General features: G+C 44.6%; 1 protein-coding gene and 1 pseudogene. Both read left to right on the forward strand.

All coding sequences use genetic code 11. The features are described 5' to 3' along the window. Positions 1–131: 131 nt before the first annotated feature. Positions 132–950: pseudogene (locus AC19YX_RS35215) on the forward strand (putative bifunctional diguanylate cyclase/phosphodiesterase); the annotation flags it as partial. Between the two features lie 258 nt (positions 951–1,208). Next, the gene (locus AC19YX_RS35220; RefSeq protein WP_440463660.1) at positions 1,209–1,370 is read left to right on the forward strand and encodes a hypothetical protein; all 162 of its coding nucleotides are present in this window, start codon (positions 1,209–1,211) and stop codon (positions 1,368–1,370) included. The last annotated feature ends 104 nt before the right edge of the window (positions 1,371–1,474 follow it).

Here is a 1,474-nt window from a genome sequence, read left to right on the forward strand (position 1 = left end):
CGCTGACTAAGACCTTGATATTGCCCGACCTGGATCGTGGCGCGTTCTTCGACGCTGAGTTCTGTATAGGACATGGCGGCACCTTACCGGAGGGTGAGGTGTTGCACTCAGTTTTTGCGGCCGCCATGGATAAATCAGCTTTTGATACCGTAATACGGGTTCGCCAAGCGTTACATGATGGTGAGTTATGCTTGCATTATCAACCAAAAATAAGTTTGAGCAGTGGGGCAGTGATTGGTTTTGAAGCACTATTGCGTTGGCAGCATCCGCGAGATGGACTTATATTACCGCAGTATTTTATACCGTTGATTGAGCAGAGCGATCTGATCGTGGAGATCGGCGAGTGGGTCATAGATCAGGCGCTCAGTCAAATAGAACAATGGGCGGACTTGGGTCATTCGTGGTCTGTGAGTGTAAACATTGCAGCATTACATTTGAAAAAAGAAAACTTTGTAAAGTCCCTAAAGTTTTTGCTGGACAGCCACCCTAATGTTTTGCCGCAGATGTTGGATATTGAGATTACCGAATCAGTGGTGATAGAACACTTATCACATGTCACTCAGTGCCTCATTGCTTGCCAGGATCTGGGTGTGACATTTTCGTTGGACGACTTTGGAACCGGGTATTCATCGCTGAGCTACCTTAAACAACTGCCCACGCAGTCAATCAAGATAGACAAATCTTTTATACGCGACATACTCATCGATAAAGACAGCTTGGGGCTGACTAAGGCGATCATCGGCCTAGCGAAATCGTTTAACCGCGAGGTTATTGCTGAAGGGGTGGAAACGGTTGAGCACGGAGTGTTGCTGATGAACCTAGGTTGTGATGTAGCGCAAGGCTATGGTATTGCGAAACCCATGCCGGTAGAAAAAGTGCCATCTTGGGTGGCGAAGTTTGTCCCTGCTCATTTATCTAGAGGGGTAATAGATAAACCGCACCGTCCATGAACTGATTGCGTCGTCGCAACCTAGTGGATTGAGCGGTTAATTCATTTATCCACCGGTAACGATATACTGTGCGTCCAATGCCATGGATTGGTTATGCGCATGGCTCGACCGACTTTCCCCATTCGCTCGAAATATATTTTTTATGATACACTATCCCAGCTGTTTTTTTCTGGAACAATGGAACAATGGAACAATGGAACAATGAAATAATTAATATTATCATAAACAACAAATCGATAATAATAAAGAGGATCATATATGTCGGATCAAGAGTTAATACTAGAGCAACTCCGTAACGTGAATTATGATAAGTTAAGCAAACAAGATATCGTAACAATGCTAAATGCAGGGGAACAGACTCTAGAAAATATGGCAGCATCAAGAAAAACTGCCATTGATATTAACCTGGCAAATAAATAGGGCATATTAGATAATCTGTCTCCATGAAAATAGATGCCCGTAAACTCAGCCCCCAAGAACAACGTGAAAAGCGCTCCACGGCCCTACGCATGCGTGAGCAGGGT

It is taken from the genome of Pseudomonas sp. MF09150, from assembly GCF_059862355.1.

Bases quoted from the DNA above. Each gene is read 5' to 3' on its own strand.
- AC19YX_RS35220 (WP_440463660.1), top strand. From the start codon at position 1,209: ATGTCGGATCAAGAGTTAATACTAGAGCAACTCCGTAACGTGAATTAT.